Origin of the sequence: Citrobacter sp. 50677481 (genome assembly GCF_001463265.1) — a bacterium.
Lineage (GTDB): Bacteria > Pseudomonadota > Gammaproteobacteria > Enterobacterales > Enterobacteriaceae > Citrobacter_A > Citrobacter_A sedlakii.
On the sequence record NZ_LNHZ01000036.1, the window covers coordinates 169,254 to 186,110 of the forward strand.

General features: G+C 55.5%; 17 protein-coding genes, 1 tRNA gene and 1 other RNA gene. 10 read left to right on the forward strand and 9 right to left on the reverse strand.

Features of this window, described 5'->3' with window-relative positions:
- Position 1 precedes the first annotated feature (1 nt).
- A complete protein-coding gene (locus tag APU02_RS09630; RefSeq protein ID WP_060569938.1) occupies positions 2-820 on the forward strand; it encodes a pyridoxal phosphatase in 819 nt (272 codons plus the stop codon).
- Here APU02_RS09630 and modC read toward each other — a convergent pair whose 3' ends face one another.
- From modC to APU02_RS09650, 4 genes are all read right to left on the reverse strand, one after another.
- The gene (modC, locus tag APU02_RS09635; protein WP_060569939.1) at positions 821-1,879 is read right to left on the reverse strand and encodes a molybdenum ABC transporter ATP-binding protein ModC; all 1,059 of its coding nucleotides are present in this window, start codon (positions 1,877-1,879) and stop codon (positions 821-823) included.
- Between the two features lie 2 nt (positions 1,880-1,881).
- The gene (gene modB, locus APU02_RS09640) at positions 1,882-2,571 is read right to left on the reverse strand and encodes a molybdate ABC transporter permease subunit (protein ID WP_042285202.1); all 690 of its coding nucleotides are present in this window, start codon (positions 2,569-2,571) and stop codon (positions 1,882-1,884) included.
- Entirely contained in the window at positions 2,571-3,344 is a 774-nt protein-coding gene (modA, locus tag APU02_RS09645) for a molybdate ABC transporter substrate-binding protein (RefSeq protein WP_042285204.1), read from the reverse strand. The genes modB and modA overlap by 1 nt, the downstream gene beginning before the upstream one ends.
- Before the next feature lie 164 nt (positions 3,345-3,508).
- Entirely contained in the window at positions 3,509-3,658 is a 150-nt protein-coding gene (locus APU02_RS09650; RefSeq protein ID WP_000891513.1) for an AcrZ family multidrug efflux pump-associated protein, read from the reverse strand.
- 128 nt (positions 3,659-3,786) lie between these two features.
- Here APU02_RS09650 and modE point away from each other — a divergent pair, with 128 nt between their 5' ends.
- The 7 genes from modE to gpmA all read left to right on the forward strand — a co-directional run bounded on the left by modE (position 3,787) and on the right by gpmA (position 11,609).
- Positions 3,787-4,575 carry a molybdenum-dependent transcriptional regulator gene (gene modE, locus APU02_RS09655; protein ID WP_060569940.1) on the forward strand — a complete coding sequence of 263 codons (789 nt, stop codon included), beginning with the start codon at positions 3,787-3,789 and terminating at the stop codon, positions 4,573-4,575.
- A gap of 123 nt (positions 4,576-4,698) precedes the next feature.
- Complete coding sequence (gene modF / locus APU02_RS09660; RefSeq protein ID WP_042285212.1) at positions 4,699-6,171, forward strand: molybdate ABC transporter ATP-binding protein ModF; 1,473 nt, start codon at positions 4,699-4,701, stop codon at positions 6,169-6,171.
- A 206-nt stretch (positions 6,172-6,377) separates the two neighbouring features.
- Positions 6,378-7,394 carry a UDP-glucose 4-epimerase GalE gene (galE, locus tag APU02_RS09665; protein WP_042285216.1) on the forward strand — a complete coding sequence of 339 codons (1,017 nt, stop codon included), beginning with the start codon at positions 6,378-6,380 and terminating at the stop codon, positions 7,392-7,394.
- A gap of 9 nt (positions 7,395-7,403) precedes the next feature.
- Positions 7,404-8,450 (forward strand): galactose-1-phosphate uridylyltransferase, encoded by a 1,047-nt coding sequence (gene galT / locus APU02_RS09670; protein ID WP_042285218.1) that lies wholly within the window; start codon positions 7,404-7,406, stop codon positions 8,448-8,450.
- Positions 8,451-8,452: 2 nt separating this feature from the next.
- The gene (gene galK / locus APU02_RS09675; protein ID WP_060569941.1) at positions 8,453-9,601 is read left to right on the forward strand and encodes a galactokinase; all 1,149 of its coding nucleotides are present in this window, start codon (positions 8,453-8,455) and stop codon (positions 9,599-9,601) included.
- A complete protein-coding gene (gene galM / locus APU02_RS09680; protein WP_042285223.1) occupies positions 9,595-10,635 on the forward strand; it encodes a galactose-1-epimerase in 1,041 nt (346 codons plus the stop codon). Before galK ends, galM begins: the two co-directional genes overlap by 7 nt.
- A gap of 221 nt (positions 10,636-10,856) precedes the next feature.
- Positions 10,857-11,609: a 2,3-diphosphoglycerate-dependent phosphoglycerate mutase gene (gene gpmA, locus APU02_RS09685; RefSeq protein WP_042285226.1), complete on the forward strand. Its 753-nt coding sequence runs from the start codon at positions 10,857-10,859 to the stop codon at positions 11,607-11,609.
- A gap of 129 nt (positions 11,610-11,738) precedes the next feature.
- On the opposite strand, the gene aroG is transcribed toward gpmA, so the two are convergent.
- Positions 11,739-12,791: a 3-deoxy-7-phosphoheptulonate synthase AroG gene (aroG, locus tag APU02_RS09690; protein WP_042285227.1), complete on the reverse strand. Its 1,053-nt coding sequence runs from the start codon at positions 12,789-12,791 to the stop codon at positions 11,739-11,741.
- Between the two features lie 316 nt (positions 12,792-13,107).
- Between aroG and APU02_RS09695 the strand changes: the two genes are divergently transcribed.
- Positions 13,108-13,500 carry a YbgS-like family protein gene (locus tag APU02_RS09695; protein ID WP_060569942.1) on the forward strand — a complete coding sequence of 131 codons (393 nt, stop codon included), beginning with the start codon at positions 13,108-13,110 and terminating at the stop codon, positions 13,498-13,500.
- A 112-nt stretch (positions 13,501-13,612) separates the two neighbouring features.
- Positions 13,613-14,554, forward strand: coding sequence for a CDF family zinc transporter ZitB (zitB, locus tag APU02_RS09700; RefSeq protein WP_042285230.1), 942 nt, complete (start codon positions 13,613-13,615; stop codon positions 14,552-14,554).
- Here the strand turns inward: zitB and pnuC are convergent.
- From pnuC to APU02_RS09720, 4 genes are all read right to left on the reverse strand, one after another.
- Positions 14,551-15,270 (reverse strand): nicotinamide riboside transporter PnuC, encoded by a 720-nt coding sequence (pnuC, locus tag APU02_RS09705; protein WP_060569943.1) that lies wholly within the window; start codon positions 15,268-15,270, stop codon positions 14,551-14,553. The two genes, zitB and pnuC, sit on opposite strands and share 4 nt — an antisense overlap.
- A gap of 25 nt (positions 15,271-15,295) precedes the next feature.
- Positions 15,296-16,339 carry a quinolinate synthase NadA gene (nadA, locus tag APU02_RS09710; protein WP_042285236.1) on the reverse strand — a complete coding sequence of 348 codons (1,044 nt, stop codon included), beginning with the start codon at positions 16,337-16,339 and terminating at the stop codon, positions 15,296-15,298.
- 277 nt (positions 16,340-16,616) lie between these two features.
- Positions 16,617-16,692: transfer RNA gene (locus APU02_RS09715), tRNA-Lys, on the reverse strand.
- 31 nt (positions 16,693-16,723) lie between these two features.
- A non-coding RNA gene (locus APU02_RS09720) (RtT sRNA) lies at positions 16,724-16,857 on the reverse strand; the annotation flags it as partial.

The following is a 16,857-nucleotide window of genomic DNA, read 5'->3' on the forward strand; positions in this document are numbered from 1 at the left end:
TATGACTGCACGCGTGATTGCCCTGGATTTGGATGGAACCTTACTGACCCCGCAAAAGACCTTGCTCCCTTCATCGCTCGAAGCGCTCTCCCGGGCAAAGGACGCAGGCTATCAACTTATCATCGTCACCGGGCGCCATCACGTTGCGATTCATCCTTTTTATCAGGCACTGAAGCTGGATACACCTGCAATTTGCTGTAACGGCACCTATTTGTATGATTATCATGCAAAAAGCGTGCTTGAATCCGACCCGCTGCCGGTTAACCAGGCACTGCAACTGATAGATATGCTGGATGAACATCAGATCCACGGCCTGATGTATGTCGACAATGCCATGCTGTATGAACGCCCGACCGGACACGTGATCCGCACGTCGAACTGGGCGCAGACGCTGCCGCCGGAGCAGCGTCCGGTCTTCACGCAGGTGCCTTCGCTGGCCCAGGCCGCCCATGACGTCAACGCGGTATGGAAATTTGCCCTGACCGATGAAGATATTCCTAAACTGCAGCAGTTTGGTAAACAGGTTGAGCAAGCGCTGGGGCTGGAATGCGAATGGTCATGGCACGATCAGGTCGATATAGCCCGCAAAGGCAACAGTAAAGGGAATCGCCTGACGCGCTGGATCGAGTCTCAGGGCGGTTCGATGGCGAACGTGATTGCCTTTGGCGACAACTACAATGATATCAGCATGCTGGAGGCGGCCGGGACCGGGGTGGCGATGGGCAATGCCGATGACGCGGTGAAAGCCCGCGCCAACGTGGTGATTGGCGATAACACGACCGACAGCATCGCCAAATTTATTTACACTCACCTGCTGTGATCAGGCGGTAATCGACACGCTCTTGATTTGCGCGTACAGCCAGAGGCCAGGCTTGATAGCCAGTTCATCTCTGGCCCACGGGCTGATACGCGCCCATAGCGTTTTACCGCCTACTTCAAGCTGCACTTCCACCTGGCCGCAATCGTCAAGACAGGTGATCACCTTCGCCCGCAGAACGTTGCGGATGCTGGTCTGCTGCGGTGGTTGCAGTACCAGCGATACATCCGACGCCTGAATGCGAATGCGCAACGTACGGTGTAACGGTTCATCCAGCTTATTAACCCACACATGCTGGTCTCCCAGCGCCAGCGCGGTCATCGCATACTGTGGATGGTGTTCCAGCACGCTGACCTTGAGCACACTGCTCTGCTGTTCTTTCGGCAGCCACGGGTGCATCACGCTGCTTCCCCATACCTCCTCCAGCGCGCCAAACGCTTTCACCTGGCCGTCTTCCAGCACCATTACGTTATCCGCGAGATGCAGGATCTCATCCAGTGAATGGCTGACGTACAGCATCGGGATGTTAATTTCCTGCGCCAGTCGTTGTAGATACGGCAGCAGTTCACGCTTTCGAGGAATGTCCAGAGAGGCTAACGGCTCGTCAAGCAGCAGCAGTTCCGGGGCGGTCAGTAGCGCCCGGCCTATCGCCACCCGCTGCTTTTCACCGCCGGAGAGGTCGCCCGGCAAACGGTCGAGCAACGATTCGATACCTAATAACGCCACCAGCTTGTCGAACTGTCCGGCCATGCTTTTTGCCATGCCGTAACGCAGGTTGCCGCGCACTTTATAATGCGGAAACAGCCGCGCATCCTGAAACACATAGCCCACCCGGCGCTTTTCCGGCGTCAGGCAGATGCGGCGCTCACTGTCGTTCAGCACCCGCCCATTAAGCATAATACGGCCGGTCTGCGGCGTCGTCAGACCGCTGATGGCGTTGATCAAGGAGGTTTTTCCCGCGCCGGAGACGCCAAAAATGGCGGTGATGCCGCTGGCGGGCAGCGTTTCATTAATCGTCAGGCGGTGAGTGCCCAGCGTCTGGGTGAAATTGAGTTCCAGCATGATTATTGCCCCGTCCGCGTGCGGCTGATGCGCGCCAGCCATTCGGAGATCAGCAATGAAATCAACGCCAGCACGATGGAGATCACGCAAAGCCGCGCCGCCGCGCTTTCCCCACCGGGCGTCTGGATCAGCGTGTACATCGCCGAAGGAAGGGTGCGCGTTTCGCCGGGAATGTTGGAAACAAAGGTAATGGTCGCGCCAAACTCGCCGAGCGAGCGAGCAAACGCCAGCACCGTACCCACAATAATCCCCGGCAACGTAAGCGGTAAAGTAATAGTGAAAAAGACGCGCCAGCGCCCGGCGCCGAGTGTACGGGCAGCCTGCTCCAGTCGGGTATCCACCCCTTCCAGCGCCAGCCGGATAGCGCGCACCATCAGGGGAAACGACATCACGGCCGCCGCCAGCACCGCGCCGCGCCAGCTAAAGGCAAAGGTGATGCCGAAGCTGTCATACAACCACTGGCCGATAATTCCGCGACGGCCCATCGAGACCAACAGCAAGTATCCCACTACCACCGGCGGTAAGACCAGCGGCAGATGCAACAGGCTGTCCAACAATGCTTTGCCCGGGAAACGACAGCGCACCAGCAGCCAGGCAAAGAAAATCCCAAACGGCAGACTGAAGAGTACGGCCAGGGATGACACTTTCAGGCTCAGAAGTACGGCCTGCCATTCGGGATCGCTCAGTATCATTACTTCGTCGTAAATCCGTAACGTTTAAAAATAGCTGACGCCTGCGGCCCTTTCAGGTAATCACAAAAGGCGCTGACCGTTGCGTTTTTATGTCCATCCACTATGGCGATGGGGTATTCCACTTTCTGATGTGACGCTTCCGGGAACGTGGCCACCACTTTCACGCCTTTACTGGCGACGGCATCGGAACCGTAAACGATTCCCAGCGGCGCTTCGTTACGCTCCACCAGCGCCAGCGCGCCGCGCACGTCTTCCGCAGGCGCCAGTTTCGGCGCTAGCGTATCCCAGGCGCCCAGTTTTTGCAGCGCTTCTTTCGCGTAAATGCCGGCCGGAACATGTTCTGGATCGCCTACGGCCAGACGTCCGCCGTCAAGCAGGCGGGTCCAGTCGGTTTTGTTGTCGACAGTAAAATCTTTTTGTTCGCTTGCTTTGGGCGCGACGACAACCAGGCTGTTCCCCAACAGCGTCTGGCGTGACGCGGTATCTATCGCTTTTTTGTCTACCGCGTAATCCATCCATTTCTGGTCGGCGGAAATAAACACATCTGCCGGAGCGCCCGCTTCGATTTGTCGCGCCAGGGTAGAAGAGGATGCGAAAGAGGAAACCACCTCAACGTTTTTTTCTTTTTTATAAACGGCCGCGATATCCTGCATCGCGTTGGTCAGCGAAGCCGCTGCAAAAACAGTAATTTTGCCCTCACCTGCCAGCGCCTGCCCGGCAAGAGTAAGAGAAAGTGTTGCCCCGGCAACCAGACGTAGCCATGAACGTGCCATTGAAAGCTCCTGTGCGTATCGTTATGTAGCTGACAATATAACGATAATTCCGGCAATTTCCCAGCGGTTATTACTACCCATTCGGGAGGAATCAGGAAAACTATCGGCAGGAAATACGGGAACTTGAGCAAAGAAAAACGCCCGGCAGAGCGGGCGTCGGGAAATTAACGGTTTTGTCTGGACTGATCTTTCTGGCCGATGCCGGAGAAAATGTTAAACACTTCACCCAGACCGTAAATCAGCCCCAGGATAATGGCCATTACCACGGGCACCATGATCACGGCGAATACCAGACTTTTCAATAACTCTAACATGGTCATCTCCTGATTCAGTTCTTTAAGTATTCTAACCGCATCATCGAGAAAAGCACTCCCCTTTTGTGCGGTCGTCTATGCGCAGGCGGGGTTTTCCGTCACAATAGTCCTTTTGCCAGGATCGTGTTATGCAAGCCGAAATCCTTCTTACCCTTAAACTGCAGCAAAAACTGTTTGCCGACCCTCGACGCATTTCTCTGCTTAAGCATATTGCGCTTTCCGGCTCCATTAGTCAGGGTGCGAAAGACGCGGGCATTAGCTATAAAAGCGCCTGGGACGCCATTAACGAGATGAACCAGCTCAGCGAGCAGACGCTGGTCGAACGCGCCACCGGCGGCAAGGGCGGCGGCGGCGCGGTATTAACCCGCTACGGACAGCGCCTGATCCAACTCTACGACTTACTGGCGCAGATACAGCAAAAGGCGTTTGATGTTCTGAGCGACGACGATGCGCTTCCCCTCGACAGTCTGCTGGCCGCCATTTCACGCTTTTCCTTACAAACCAGCGCGCGCAACCAGTGGTTTGGCACCATTACCGGCCGCGACCACGATCGGGTGCAGCAGCATGTAGACGTTTTGCTGGCGGATGGCGAAACGCGGCTGAAAGTCGCGATTACCGCGCAAAGCGGCGAACGTCTGGGGCTTAACGAAGGCAAAGAGGTGCTGGTGTTACTGAAAGCGCCGTGGGTGGGCCTCACCCAGGACGACGCCGTCGCGCAGACGGCAGATAATCAGCTTAAAGGGACGATTAGTCATATTGAACGCGGCGCAGAGCAGTGCGAAGTATTGATGACGCTGGCGGACGGTCAATCGTTGTGCGCGACGGTGCCGCTAGAAAACACCGCAACGCTTGCCCAGGGCGACAGCGTGACGGCCTTTTTTGATGCCGATAACGTCATCATCGCCACGTTGTGCTGAGAAACCGTTCAGGCGTTCTTCTTTTGCATTTCGGCTACCGTCAGCGCTCGCTCAAAACGCATTGACATTCCTGTCCGGACAACGTATCCCTGTTATTCATCGCTGCAAAAAATGGGATACAAAATGTCATCGTTGCAAATTTCGCAAGGCACGTTTCGCCTGAGCGACACAAAAACGCTTCAGCTTGATTCCGCTTCGTTAACCGCGGGCGAAAGTTGGGCGTTTGTTGGCGCGAACGGAAGCGGGAAGTCGGCGCTGGCACGCGCGCTGGCGGGAGAACTCCCGCTACTCAAAGGCGAACGCCATTGTCAGTTTACCCGTATCACTCGCCTCTCCTTCGAACAGCTACAAAAGCTGGTCAGCGACGAATGGCAGCGCAATAACACCGACATGCTCAGCCCCGGGGAAGACGACACCGGCCGCACGACCGCAGAAATCATTCAGGACGAGGTGAAAAACCGGTCCCGCTGCGAGGAACTGGCGCTGCAATTCGGCATCTCTCATCTCCTTGCGCGCCGTTTCAAGTACCTTTCCACTGGCGAAACGCGTAAAACCCTGCTTTGCCAGGCGCTGATGTCCGAGCCGGATTTATTGATCCTCGATGAACCGTTTGACGGGCTGGACGTCGCCTCACGCCAGCAGTTGTCGGGGCTACTTGAGACGCTGCATCAATCCGGCATCACGCTGGTGCTGGTACTGAACCGCTTCGATGAAATGCCTGATTTTATCCAGTATGCCGGGGTAGTGGCCGACTGCGCACTCACCGAAACCGGCGCGAAAGACGCGCTGTTACAGCAGGCGCTCATCGCTCAGCTCGCCCATAGCGAACGTCTGGAAGGCGTCAGCCTGCCGGAACCCGACGAACCCGCGGCGCGGCATCTTCTGGCCGCAAATGACGCGCGTATTGTCCTTCGTGACGGCGTGGTTTCGTATAACGATCGTCCTATCCTGCATCATCTGAACTGGCAGGTTAACCCCGGTGAGCACTGGCAGATTGTCGGCCCCAACGGCGCGGGAAAATCAACGCTGCTGAGTCTTATCACCGGCGATCACCCACAGGGTTACAGTAATGACCTTACGCTGTTTGGTCGCCGTCGCGGCAGCGGTGAAACCATCTGGGACATCAAGAAGCATATTGGCTATGTCAGCAGTAGCCTGCACCTTGATTATCGCGTCAGCACCACGGTGCGTAATGTCATCCTCTCTGGCTACTTTGACTCTATCGGCATCTATCAGGCCGTTTCTGACCGCCAACAGAAGCTGGCGCAACAGTGGCTGGATATCCTCGGCATCGATAAACAAACTGCTGACGCGCCTTTCCATAGTCTTTCCTGGGGTCAGCAGCGGCTGGCGCTGATTACCCGCGCGCTGGTTAAACACCCAACGTTACTGATCCTCGACGAACCGTTACAGGGACTGGATCCGCTTAACCGCCAGCTGATTCGCCGTTTTGTGGATGTGCTGATTAGCGAAGGCGATACCCAGTTGCTCTTTGTGTCACATCATGCGGAAGATGCCCCTGCCTGTATCACTCATCGGCTGGCGTTTGTTCCCGAGGGCGATCGCTACGTGTATCAGCAGACCCGATTGCGCTAGTTTTCATCCGTGGGCGCGAAAGCGCCCTTTTTTTTCGGACAAAGGCCGCAATCCCTGGCAAAGTTTTTGATTTACAATCGTATAACTGACTACAAACGGTGAAAAACGGTTAGTGTAAACGATTCCACTATTTTATTCCGTGTCACACTTTTCGCATCTTTGTTATGCTATGGTTATTCCATACCATAAGCTTAACGGAGCGAATTATGAGAGTTTTGGTTACCGGTGGTAGCGGTTACATTGGCAGTCATACGTGCGTGCAGTTATTGAAAAACGGTCACGACGTCATCATCCTTGACAACCTCTGTAACAGTAAGCGCAGCGTCCTTCCCGTGATCGAACGTCTTGGCGGAAAACACCCGACCTTTGTCGAAGGCGACATCCGCAATGAAGCGCTGATGACCGAGATCCTCCACGACCACGCGATTGATACCGTCATCCACTTCGCCGGTCTGAAAGCGGTGGGGGAATCCGTCGCCAAACCGCTGGAGTATTATGACAATAACGTTAACGGCACCCTGCGGCTGATTAGCGCCATGCGCGCCGCCAACGTCAAAAACATTATCTTTAGCTCCTCCGCCACCGTCTACGGCGATCAGCCGAAAATTCCTTATGTTGAAAGCTTCCCGACCGGCACCCCGCAAAGTCCCTACGGGAAAAGCAAACTGATGGTCGAACAGATCCTAACCGATCTGCAAAAAGCGCAGCCGGAATGGAGCATCGCCCTGCTGCGCTACTTTAACCCGGTCGGCGCGCACCCATCAGGCGATATGGGGGAAGACCCGCAGGGCATCCCGAATAACCTGATGCCTTACATTGCGCAGGTGGCCGTCGGTCGTCGCGACTCCCTCGCCATTTTTGGCAACGACTATCCGACCGAGGACGGTACCGGCGTACGCGATTACATTCACGTCATGGATTTGGCCGACGGTCACGTCGCGGCGATGGAAAAGCTGGCGGGTATTCAGGGCGTGCATATTTATAACCTCGGCGCGGGCATCGGCAGTAGCGTCCTGGACGTGGTCAACGCGTTCAGTAAAGCCTGCGGCAAACCCGTTAACTACCATTTTGCGCCGCGCCGCGATGGCGATCTTCCTGCTTACTGGGCAGACGCCAGCAAAGCAGATCGCGAACTTAACTGGCGCGTTACGCGCACCCTCGACGAAATGGCGCAGGACACCTGGCACTGGCAGTCTCGCCATCCGCAGGGATACCCGGATTAAGGACGAATCATGACCCCATTTAACCCTGTCGATCATCCACATCGCCGTTTTAACCCGCTAACCGGACAGTGGATTCTGGTTTCACCGCATCGTGCCAAGCGCCCCTGGCAGGGCGCGCAGGAAAAGCCCGCAGACGAGACGCTGCCTTCTCACGATCCGGACTGCTTCCTGTGCGCCGGTAACACCCGCGTCACTGGCGATAAAAACCCCGATTACACCGGCACTTACGTTTTCACCAACGATTTCGCCGCGCTGATGACCGATACGCCCGACGCGCCGGAAAACCACGATCCGCTGATGCGCTGCCAGAGCGCGCGCGGCACAAGCCGCGTCATTTGTTTCTCACCCGATCACAGCAAAACCCTGCCGGAACTGAGCGTGCCGGCGCTAACGGAAATTGTGAAAACCTGGCAGACGCAAACCGCCGAGCTTGGCAAAACGTATCCCTGGGTGCAGGTTTTCGAGAACAAAGGCGCGGCCATGGGCTGCTCTAATCCGCATCCGCACGGACAGATTTGGGCGAACAGCTTTCTGCCTAACGAAGCGGAACGCGAAGATCAGCGGCAAAAAACGTATTTCGCCGAACAGGGCTCGCCGATGCTCCTCGACTACGTGCGGCGTGAACGGGCAGACGGCAGCCGTACCGTGGTGGAAACCGAACACTGGTTGGCCGTGGTGCCTTACTGGGCCGCCTGGCCGTTCGAAACCCTGCTGCTGCCCAAAACCCATGTCCTGCGCATTACCGACTTGACCGACGACCAGCGCGCCGATTTGGCGCTGGCTCTGAAAAAACTGACCAGTCGTTACGACAACCTGTTTACCTGCTCCTTCCCCTACTCCATGGGCTGGCATGGCGCGCCGTTTAACGGTGAACAGAACGACCACTGGCAGTTGCATGCGCACTTTTATCCGCCGTTGCTGCGTTCCGCGACCGTTCGCAAATTTATGGTCGGTTACGAAATGCTGGCGGAAACCCAGCGCGATCTCACTGCCGAACAAGCGGCAGAGCGCCTGCGTGCGGTCAGCGACATCCACTTTCGCGAATCCGGAGTATAAAAATGAGTCTGAAAGAGAACACACTCTCTCTGTTTGCTGAAAAATTCGGCTACCCTGCCACCCACACGATTCAGGCGCCAGGCCGCGTTAACCTTATCGGCGAGCATACCGATTATAACGACGGCTTCGTGCTACCCTGCGCCATCGACTACCAGACGGTCATTAGCTGCGCCGCGCGCGACGACCGTCAGGTTCGGGTGATTGCCGCTGACTACGAAAACCAGATGGATGTGTTTTCGCTGGACGCGCCGATTGTCACCCATGACAGCCAGCAGTGGTCAAACTATGTGCGGGGCGTAGTAAAACATCTGCAAAAACGCGACGCCAGCTTCGGCGGCGCAGATCTGGTTATCAGCGGTAATGTGCCCCAGGGGGCAGGTTTAAGTTCATCCGCGTCGCTGGAAGTGGCGGTCGGCACCGTGTTCCAGCAGCTTTACCACCTGCCGCTGGACGGCGCGCAGATCGCGCTGAACGGCCAGGAAGCGGAAAACCAGTTTGTCGGCTGCAACTGCGGCATTATGGATCAGCTAATCTCCGCGCTGGGTAAAAAAGATCACGCGCTGCTGATCGACTGTCGCTCACTCGGCACTAAAGCGGTTTCCATGCCTGAAGGCGTGGCGATTGTGATCATCAACAGTAACTTCAAACGTACGCTGGTCGGCAGCGAGTACAACACCCGTCGCGAGCAGTGCGAAACGGGCGCGCGATTCTTCCAGCAGCCTGCGCTGCGCGACGTCAGCCTCGACGCCTTTAACGCTGTCGCCGCTGAACTCGATCCGCTGGTTGCCAAACGCGTGCGTCACGTGTTAACTGAAAACGCACGTACTGTTGAAGCGGCAAGCGCGCTGGAGAAAGGCGACCTTAAGCGTATGGGTGAACTGATGGCGCAATCTCATGCCTCCATGCGTGACGATTTCGAAATCACCGTACCGCAGATCGATACTCTGGTGGAAATCGTCAAAAAGACTATCGGCGAGAACGGCGGCGTGCGCATGACCGGCGGCGGCTTTGGCGGCTGCGTCGTGGCGCTGATCCCGGAGACGCTGGTACCGGCCGTTCAACAGGCTGTCGCAGAACAGTACGAAGCGAAAACCGGCATTAAAGAAACATTTTACGTTTGCAAACCCTCACAAGGAGCAGGACAGTGCTGAATGAAACACCCGCACTGGCACCCGATGGTCAGCCGTACCGCCTGTTAACCCTGCGCAATAGCGCAGGGATGGTGGTCACGCTGATGGACTGGGGTGCTACCTTACTTTCCGCGCGCATTCCCCTTTCCGACGGCAGCGTGCGTGAAGCGCTGCTGGGATGCGCCAGCCCGGAACACTATCAGGATCAGACGGCCTTTCTTGGCGCGTCAATCGGTCGCTACGCTAACCGTATCGCCGACAGCCGCTATGTTTTTAACGGCGAAACCGTGACCTTACAGCCAAGTCAGGGCGTCAACCAACTGCACGGCGGACCGGAAGGGTTTGATAAACGCCGCTGGCAGATTGTGAATCAAAACGAACGCCAGGTGCTGTTCGCGTTAACCTCGGATGATGGCGACCAGGGCTTTCCGGGCAATCTCGGCGCGACGGCGCAGTATCGTCTGACCGACGATAACCGCATCTCTATCACCTATCGCGCCACGGTGGATAAGACCTGTCCGGTCAACCTGACCAACCACGTTTACTTTAACCTTGATGGCGACCAGACCGACGTGCGCCAGCATAAGCTGCAACTCCTGGCGGAGCAGTATCTGCCGGTCGATGAAGGCGGGATCCCCCGTGACGGACTAAAATCCGTCGCCGGTACGTCGTTTGATTTTCGCCACGCAAAAGTCATTGCCAGCGAATTTCTTGCCGATGACGATCAGCGCAAGGTGAAAGGCTACGATCACGCCTTCCTGCTTCAGGCCAATGGTGATGCCCGTACCCCCGCAGCCCGTCTGTGGTCTGCGGATGAGAAATTGCAGATGGAGGTTTACACCTCTGCTCCGGCGCTGCAGTTTTACTCTGGCAACTATTTGGCTGGCACCTCATCACGCGGTCCGGTGCCGTATGCGGATTACCAGGGGCTGGCGCTGGAAAGCGAGTTTCTGCCCGACAGCCCGAACCATCCGGAATGGCCACAGCCGGACTGCTTCCTGCGTCCTGGCGACGAATATGCCAGCGTGACGGAATATCGGTTTATTCCGTCCTGACGGTTTCGCTGAAATTGCCCGGTGCCAAAAGCGCATCGGGCCTACTTTCTCCTCGCCTGGTTAATTCCCCGCCACTCAACGACAAAATCGCAACGCAGAGTTCACAAGAACCTTACACTGCCGTCTGATTTTCGCTATGGTTATGCGTAAGCGTTGCTGTTGATCAATAACGGCAATATAATGAGAATTATTATCATTAAACGGTATTAAGGAGTAAGTATATGGCTGTAACGAAGCTGGTGCTGGTACGCCACGGCGAAAGTCAGTGGAACAACGAAAACCGCTTTACCGGTTGGTACGATGTCGATCTGTCCGAGAAAGGCGTGGGCGAAGCGAAAGCGGCGGGTAAGCTGCTGAAAGCTGAAGGCTATAGCTTTGATTTTGCTTATACCTCTGTGCTGAAACGTGCCATCCACACCCTGTGGAACGTGCTGGATGAACTGGATCAGGCCTGGCTGCCGGTTGAAAAATCCTGGAAACTGAACGAACGTCACTACGGCGCGTTGCAGGGTCTGAACAAAGCGGAAACCGCCGAGAAGTACGGCGACGAGCAGGTGAAACAGTGGCGTCGCGGCTTCGCGGTCACCCCGCCGGAACTGACTAAAGACGACGAGCGCTACCCGGGTCACGATCCGCGTTACGCAAAACTGACCGAAAAAGAGCTGCCGCTGACCGAAAGCCTGGCGCTCACCATCGACCGCGTTATCCCTTACTGGAACGAAACCATTCTGCCGCGAATGAAGAGCGGCGAGCGCGTGATTATCGCCGCTCACGGTAACTCCCTGCGTGCGCTGGTGAAATACCTCGATAACATGAGCGAAGATGAGATCCTCGAACTGAATATCCCGACCGGCGTGCCGCTGGTTTACGAGTTCGACGAAAACTTCAAGCCGATCAAACACTACTATCTGGGTAATGCTGACGAGATCGCCGCAAAAGCCGCCGCCGTCGCAAACCAGGGTAAAGCGAAGTAAGCCTGTCTGCTGTCGCTACGCTTGTCGGGCCTGTGGATCGTTGATCTTTCCGGGCCGGATTAGGCGCTTAAGCCACCTCGACAGACGAAAAAGCCGACTCACTGAGTCGGCTTTTTTACAGGAGAAAGATTACCCGCGCCGTGCTTTTACTGCTTCCGCGAGCTGGCGCAGAATGGCGTCAGTGTCTTCCCAGCTAATGCAGGCATCGGTAATACTCTTGCCGTACACCAGCGGTTCACCGCTGTCCGGGTTCTGATTGCCCTCTACCAGGTGGCTTTCGATCATCACCCCCATGATTGCTTTCTCGCCGCCCGCGATCTGCTGGCACACGTCAGCGCCAACGTCCATCTGCTTTTTAAACTGCTTGCAGGAATTCGCATGGCTGAAATCGATCATGATTTGCGCGGGCAGACCGGCCTTCGCCAGCCCTTCCTTCACTGCCGCGACGTGCGTGGCGCTGTAGTTTGGCTCTTTTCCGCCGCGCAGGATGATATGGCAGTCACCGTTGCCGCTGGTATTGACGATCGCCGAGTGGCCCCACTTGGTGACCGACAGGAAGCAGTGCGGCGCGCCTGCGGCATTGATGGCGTCAATAGCGACCTTGATGGTGCCATCGGTGCCGTTTTTGAAGCCTACCGGGCAGGAAAGACCAGAAGCCAGCTCGCGATGTACCTGAGATTCCGTGGTACGCGCGCCAATCGCCCCCCAGCTCATCAGATCCGCCAGATATTGTGGGGTAATCATGTCCAGAAACTCACCCGCCGCAGGCAGACCGCTGTCGTTGATATCCAGCAGCAGCTTACGCGCAATGCGCAGACCATCATTGATCTGGAAGCTGTTATCCATGTGCGGATCGTTGATCAGCCCTTTCCAGCCAACGGTGGTTCGCGGCTTTTCGAAATAGACGCGCATCACGATTTCCAGTTCGTCTTTCAACGCTTCACGCAGCGCCAACAGGCGGCCCGCGTATTCTTTTGCGGCAACCGGATCATGAATTGAGCAAGGACCAATCACGACCAGCAGGCGGTCGTCGTTGCCTTTTAAAATTTTGTGAATCGCCTTACGCGCATGGGCCACGGTATTTGCGGCATTTTCAGTAGCGGGGAACTTTTCCAGCAGTGCGACAGGGGGTAATAACTCGTTGATCTCTTTGATGCGTAAATCGTCGTTCTGATAATTCATGATTCGTCCAGTGTTGCCATACTTATATAAATGAATGCAATCCCTCCAATCTATATCGTCAGTCAGAAAGTGTAAACGCGATTTTACACTTCGAACGGATTAATCCTGGAAATTCGCAAAAAAACATCAGAAAGTAGCGAAAAACGAGATCTAACCTACAATTTTTAATTGTAACTGCTTAGTTTTTTAATTTTTTCAAGATTCTCTACTGGGCCATTACGCCCGGATGGGATCTTAAACTATTGCCAGGTCCTTTCATGGCATATGCACTGTTGGAAGACGTTATCCGACATCTGAACCATAACAGGAGCATCTTATGCAAATGACAAAATTGGCTTCACTGTTTCTTACTGCCACACTCAGCCTTGCCAGCGGCGCAGCGCTTGCTGCGGATACCGGCGCCCAGACGAACAACGGACAGGCCAACGCCGCCGCAGAAGCCGGTCAGGTCGCGCCGGATGCGAAACAAAACGTCGCGCCGAATAACCTCGACGGCACAAACATCAATACCGGTAACACGAACACCAATACCAGCGGCGCCCAGCAGTCCACCGGGACGTCTGCAACCCAGGATGGGATGACCAAAGACGAGGTGCATAAAAACACCATGTGTAAAGATGGTCGCTGTCCGGATGTGAATAAGAAAGTGGAAACTGGCGACGGCACCAGTAACAACGTGGATACCAAAACGGATGGCACCACTCAGTAACGGTAAAACGGGCTGATAACAGGAGAGCTAAGGCTCTCCTTTTTAATTTAATTCGACCAAAAACGGTATGATGTCATACAGTTAACAGAGAATTCATAAAGGGATGACATTCATGGCGCACGCTCACTCTCACTCAACCCCTCATCTGCCTGAAGATAATAACGCACGTCGGTTACTGCTCGCGTTTTGCGTCACCGCGGGATTTATGCTGCTGGAGGTCGTTGGCGGGATTCTTTCCGGCTCGCTGGCGCTGCTGGCGGACGCCGGGCATATGTTAACTGACGCCGCCGCATTGCTGTTTGCCCTGCTGGCCGTTCAGTTTGCCCGCCGCCCGCCGACGTTACGTCATACGTTTGGCTGGCTGAGACTCACCACGCTGGCCGCATTCGTCAATGCGATTGCGTTAGTGGTTATCACTATTTTAATCGTCTGGGAAGCGATTGAGCGCTTCTATACGCCACGTCCGGTAGCGGGCGGCATGATGATGTCCATCGCCGTGGCAGGTTTGCTGGCGAATATCCTTGCGTTCTGGATCCTGCATCGCGGCAGTGAGGAGAAAAACCTTAACGTGCGGGCCGCCGCTCTGCATGTTATGGGGGATTTGCTGGGTTCAGTGGGGGCGATTGTCGCCGCGCTGATAATTATCTGGACGGGTTGGACGCCTGCTGACCCCATTTTATCAATTCTGGTCTCGCTGTTAGTCCTGCGTAGCGCATGGCGTCTGTTGAAAGACAGCGTGAATGAATTGCTTGAGGGCGCGCCCGTGTCGCTGGATATCACCGCGCTGAAACGCCATCTCAGCCGTGAAATCCCGGAGGTGCGAAATGTGCATCACGTCCACGTCTGGATGGTGGGTGAAAAACCGGTAATGACGCTCCATGCGCAGGTGATCCCACCGCACGATCATGACGCCCTGCTGGCGCGCATTCAGCATTTTCTCGTGCATCACTACCAGATTGCGCACGCCACCATTCAGATGGAGTACCAGCGTTGTGAAGGACCGGACTGCCATCTGAATGAGACAGCGTCCGGCCATACACATCATCACCATTAATGAGACAGCGCGCGTGAGCCTCGTTCGCGTGCGCTGTTAATCCACATCCGACTGCCGTTGAGCGCAATAAAAGTCAGGATCAGATACTCCAGCGACATGGCGTATACGCCCTGAAGCGCGAAGATCACGACGCTAATAACGTTGATCACCACCCATAACAGCCAGTTCTCGACGTATTTTCGCGTCATCAGTATCATCGCCACAATCGACAGTACCATCATGCAGGAATCCCAGAACGGGAAGGCATCCGGCTGAAGATTGGGCATAACCACCTGTAGCCCCAGCGTCTGCATTAGGGTCACCGCGACGCGGGTCAAAAAAGCAAACACCGGATCGATAAACACCGTCATCAGACCAATCGCCACCACACAAACGGCCAGCCAGCCCAGCGCTTTCGGTAACGGTAGCCAGCGGATTTTCAGTTCCGCCTCATTCTGGGTATTCTGCCGCGACCACGCATACCAGCCGTAGATATTCGCCGCAAAGAAAAAGAGTTGCAGCAGCAGGCTGGCATAGAGTTGGATCTGAAAGAAAATGATGGCAAATAACGTCACGTTGATCAGCCCGAAAACGTAATTGCTGATCTTTTCCATGCTGGCAAGACCAATGCACAACAGTCCGGCGATGGTGCCTACCGCCTCAATCCATGAAAGATCGTAACCACCGGCGCCGATCGGAATATGTACCAGGATGTTCTGCGTACTAAAAAAGTCCATCTTTCCCCCAGAGCGTTTTTATTATTTACGCACGTAGTGTAGCCGCAAAATCCAGCATGCGGTTTAACGGCAATAATGCCCCTTCTCGCAGCGCTGTATCAACCTGAATCTCATGGGCTTGTCCGCCCTGCTCCAGCCCTTCAGCAATCGCCTTAAGGCCGTTCATCGCCATCCACGGACAGTGCGCGCAGCTGCGGCAGGTTGCCCCTTCGCCAGCGGTGGGCGCTTCCAGCAACTCTTTGCCCGGAACGGCCTGCTGCATTTTGTAGAAAATACCGCGATCGGTAGCGACGATAAGTTGCTTATGCGGTAGCGTTTTCGCCGCGTTGATAAGTTGGCTGGTGGAGCCGACGGCGTCGGCCATGTCGACAATCGATTGTGGGGATTCCGGGTGGACGAGGATTGCCGCTTCAGGGTAAAGCCCCTTCATGCGGGCCAACGCCTGGGTTTTAAACTCATCATGGACGATGCACGCGCCCTGCCAGCATAATACGTCGGCGCCAGTCTGTTTTTGCACATAGCGACCAAGATGGCGATCCGGCGCCCAGATGATTTTTTCGCCCAAACTATCCAGATGCTCAATGAGTTCAACCGCAATGCTGGAGGTCACGACCCAATCGGCACGTGCTTTGACCGCAGCGGAGGTGTTAGCGTAGACCACCACGGTCCGATCCGGATGGGCATCGCAAAATGCGTTAAATTCCTCGACAGGACAGCCGAGATCGAGCGAACATTCGGCCTGCAGCGTCGGCATCAAAATGGTTTTTTCCGGGCTGAGGATTTTGGCGGTTTCGCCCATAAAGCGTACTCCTGCCACCAGCAGGGTGGACGCAGGATGCTTTGCGCCAAAGCGCGCCATCTCAAGGGAGTCTGATATGCAACCGCCGGTCTCTTCCGCCAGTTGCTGGATTTCCGGATCGGTGTAATAGTGCGCGACCATCACTGCATCACGCGCTTTCAGCAGACGCTTGATTTTGTCGCGATAGAATTGTTTTTCGTCAACGCTCAACGGGACAGGTTTTGGCGGAAACGGATAAATCGCTGCTTCTGGATCAAACATTACGCTCATCTTGCTTTCTCGTTTTTCTCGCTTAACGAAATAACCGATACAGAGCGTACAGGACGCCGAAATCGGCCATATTTGTTTTATATGCTAAACAAGATAGCGGATTGCGTAACGAAAGTCACACCTATTGCGCACCGTTTTGCCGAAGGGTGACGGCGATCCGATCCGGCTTCGCCTCGCCCTTCGGGCCGTCGCTGCAAGCGGCTCCGTTGTCTCACTGCGTTCGAATCATTACATTCTGCACATAGCAAAAAGGCGCCTTTAGGGCGCCTTTTTACATTGGTGGGTCGTGCAGGATTCGAACCTGCGACCAATTGATTAAAAGTCAACTGCTCTACCAACTGAGCTAACGACCCCTTGCGGGATTTACTGCTTAATCATTCAGACTGGTGGGTCGTGCAGGATGACTCGGCTTCGCCTCGCCCTTTGGGCCGTTGCTGTCGCAACGTTATCCTTCACGCTTTCTACCCGTTTCCACCGTTAAAATGGTGGGTCGTGCAGGATTCGAACCTGCGACCAAT

Coding starts and splice junctions, on each gene's coding strand:
- APU02_RS09630 (WP_060569938.1), top strand. CDS start 2: ATGACTGCACGCGTGATTGCCCTGGATTTGGATGGAACCTTACTGACC.
- modC (WP_060569939.1), bottom strand. CDS start 1,879: ATGCTGGAACTCAATTTCACCCAGACGCTGGGCACTCACCGCCTGACG.
- modB (WP_042285202.1), bottom strand. CDS start 2,571: ATGATACTGAGCGATCCCGAATGGCAGGCCGTACTTCTGAGCCTGAAA.
- modA (WP_042285204.1), bottom strand. CDS start 3,344: ATGGCACGTTCATGGCTACGTCTGGTTGCCGGGGCAACACTTTCTCTT.
- APU02_RS09650 (WP_000891513.1), bottom strand. CDS start 3,658: ATGTTAGAGTTATTGAAAAGTCTGGTATTCGCCGTGATCATGGTGCCC.
- modE (WP_060569940.1), top strand. CDS start 3,787: ATGCAAGCCGAAATCCTTCTTACCCTTAAACTGCAGCAAAAACTGTTT.
- modF (WP_042285212.1), top strand. CDS start 4,699: ATGTCATCGTTGCAAATTTCGCAAGGCACGTTTCGCCTGAGCGACACA.
- galE (WP_042285216.1), top strand. CDS start 6,378: ATGAGAGTTTTGGTTACCGGTGGTAGCGGTTACATTGGCAGTCATACG.
- galT (WP_042285218.1), top strand. CDS start 7,404: ATGACCCCATTTAACCCTGTCGATCATCCACATCGCCGTTTTAACCCG.
- galK (WP_060569941.1), top strand. CDS start 8,453: ATGAGTCTGAAAGAGAACACACTCTCTCTGTTTGCTGAAAAATTCGGC.
- gpmA (WP_042285226.1), top strand. CDS start 10,857: ATGGCTGTAACGAAGCTGGTGCTGGTACGCCACGGCGAAAGTCAGTGG.
- aroG (WP_042285227.1), bottom strand. CDS start 12,791: ATGAATTATCAGAACGACGATTTACGCATCAAAGAGATCAACGAGTTA.
- APU02_RS09695 (WP_060569942.1), top strand. CDS start 13,108: ATGCAAATGACAAAATTGGCTTCACTGTTTCTTACTGCCACACTCAGC.
- zitB (WP_042285230.1), top strand. CDS start 13,613: ATGGCGCACGCTCACTCTCACTCAACCCCTCATCTGCCTGAAGATAAT.
- pnuC (WP_060569943.1), bottom strand. CDS start 15,270: ATGGACTTTTTTAGTACGCAGAACATCCTGGTACATATTCCGATCGGC.
- nadA (WP_042285236.1), bottom strand. CDS start 16,339: ATGAGCGTAATGTTTGATCCAGAAGCAGCGATTTATCCGTTTCCGCCA.